Here is a 1,991-nt window from a genome sequence, read left to right as displayed (position 1 = left end):
GCCCTCCATTCGCCACCTTCATAGCTAGCTCCTCCTCCTAAATACATCGCTAGCGTCTGATGCAAGGAATAAAGCTGATTGCCCGTAATCGCCTCTGTCGAACCTTCAGAAATATCGCCATCTAAAACTGACTTCAGTTTGCTCTTACTTCTTTTATCTCCCTTCCCATGAAGCGCTACAAACGCACTGTCTTCATCACTCCACAACAACGCATTCTGCTCAATATTGTCTGAAATCTCATTATGAAGCTTTGTAAAGGAATTGCTTACACCAGCAAACGCTTCCGCAATATTAGGGTAGCTATGCTCTTCTGGACTACCATCATCATTAAATGTCGTAACTTTGAAAGTAGGTGCTACCCATTGACCATCTTCATAGTGAGCTCCACCACCAAAATAAGTCGCCAGCGTCTGATTCAAGGAATAAAGCTGAGAACCATTCACTGCTTCCGTCGAGCCTTCAGAAAGTGTGCCCGCTTTCACGCCAGAGAGACTACGTGCATCACCATTCATGTTTGAAATTGTGATTGCACTACCCTCTTTTTCATCACCTATCTTGATTACCTTTGTGGCATCATCCTGCTTAACAAGACTATCTCCTACAACTTTATTAATCTCATTCTGAAGCTCTTTGTGAATATTCGTGAATGAAGCCCCTACACCAGCAAACGCTTTGGCAACATCATCATAACTTTGCTCTTCAACGGCACTGCCATCTTCTTTGACGATCTTAACTTTGAAGCTTGGAGCACTCCATTGACCTTCCTTATATTCAGCGCCACCACCTAAATAAGTTGCAACTGTCTTATTCGTATCAAAAAGCTGAGAACCATTGACCGCTTCACTCGATGCTTCCGAAAGCGTTCCTGATTTCACACCGGAAAGAGTCCGTGCGGCACCATCAATATTCGAAAGCTTAACTTCTGTACCACTCTTTTCACCCCCTACACTAATAACATGTATCTTTTCATCTTGTTTAACAAGACTATCTCCCACAACTTGGTTAATCTCATTCTTAAGCTCTTTGTGAATATTCGTGAATGAATTCCCTACACCAGCAAATGCTTTAGCAACATCATCATAACTTTGTTCTTCAACAGCACTGCCATCTTCTTTGACGATCTTAACTTTGAAGCTTGGAGCACTCCATTTTCCTTCTTCATATTCAGCGCCACCGCCTAAATAAGTTGCAACAGTCTTATTCGTATCAAAAAGCTGAGAACCATTGACTGCTTCACTAGAGCTTGCAGAAACCTCTCCATCTAAAAGAAACTTCAATTTGCTATTGTTTCTGTCCTTACCTTCCCCATGCTTGGCTACAAAGGCTTTTTCACTTTCATTCCACAACAGCGCATCGCCTTGAACTTCCTGCGTAATATTCGTGACTTTGTCATTAAAGTCTTTAACCACATTCGTGAAAGAATTACCAACACCTGAAAGAGCTTCTGAAACACTATCATACTCAGCTTCTTCTGATGTGCCATCTTCTTTAAGGTGTGTAACTTTAAATCTAGGCAACAACCATTGATCTTTCTCATACTTAGCATCACCGTTTAAGTACGATGCAAGATCTTTTCCTAAAGAATAAAGTTGGGAGCCATTTACTGCATCTGTCGATTCTTTCGTAATATCTCCTGCCGCAAGGAACTTAATCTTGCTATTTGTCTTTGCACCGTCTTTTCCTCCATGCAAGGCTACAAAAGATTTTTCACCCTCGCTCCATGATAAAGAATCTTGTGCAACTCCTTCTGAGACTTCCTTAATACGCTGATTCACATTTTTGATATTTGCATCAAGTCCTTCAAATGCTAAACCAACATTGGTAAAGGCTTTTTGTGTTACCTCACCATCTTCAGAAACGCGAGATAAGTTATAAGTAGGGTTGATAAAGCTACCGCTTTTAAATGCCGCATCACCACCAAGGAATTTAGCTACATTCTGAGAAATCGTGTTGATCTGACTACCATTAATCGCATCATGTGAACTCTCACC

1 pseudogene is annotated in these 1,991 nt (G+C 41.3%); it reads right to left on the bottom strand.

The annotated features are described in order from the left end of the window. Window positions 1-1,991 (bottom strand): annotated as a pseudogene (locus ACFINK_RS09225) (hypothetical protein); the annotation flags it as partial.

This window comes from Bartonella sp. AA16NXGY (assembly GCF_042197325.1).
GTDB lineage: Bacteria > Pseudomonadota > Alphaproteobacteria > Rhizobiales > Rhizobiaceae > Bartonella.
The sequence above is the reverse complement of the archived record's forward strand: the minus strand, read 5'-3'. Positions and strand labels throughout refer to the sequence as shown.